This window comes from Streptomyces sp. DH12 (assembly GCF_020873895.1).
GTDB lineage: Bacteria > Actinomycetota > Actinomycetes > Streptomycetales > Streptomycetaceae > Streptomyces.
In genome coordinates this window covers 1-434 of the sequence record NZ_JAHWGT010001230.1, presented here as the reverse complement: position 1 = coordinate 434, position 434 = coordinate 1, and the positions used below count along the sequence as shown (strand labels likewise).

The following is a 434-nucleotide window of genomic DNA, read 5'->3' as shown; positions in this document are numbered from 1 at the left end:
ATGCTTACCTCAAGGGGCGGCCATGGCCCGCCGACGGCGACAGGAGCAGGACGTCTCTGTCACCTGCCGCTGTCGAGGGATGGCTGGTCCAGTTCGCCATCGGACTGCAGATGGCGGAAGCGTTCTGGACGGTGGAGCGGTACGACGACGGCTCGTACACGTTGTGGACCTACAGCGGCGACGGCCAGTCGTGGGCATCCGCCGACTACGAGCCGGGAGCCGAGTCGTTCGAGGTGGTGCAGTCGGGGCCCCGGCGCCTCTGGGATGCGACCGAGGCCGCTTACGCGTGGTGGGACGCGCGGGGCCGCCCGGACTTCGAGCGGTTCGGACTGACCGTGAGCTGTGAGGGGCAACGAGCTTGGCTCGACACTCCGGACAACCCGGTGCCCATAGTGCGGTGACCATCCTGGCGGGCCCTGCCCGTTCAGTTGGCG

The 434-nt window shown here is 68.7% G+C and carries 1 pseudogene; it reads left to right on the top strand.

Annotated features, from left to right (window positions below):
- Positions 1–401: pseudogene (locus LPA54_RS39400) on the top strand (protein-L-isoaspartate(D-aspartate) O-methyltransferase); the annotation flags it as partial.
- Positions 402–434 lie beyond the last annotated feature (33 nt).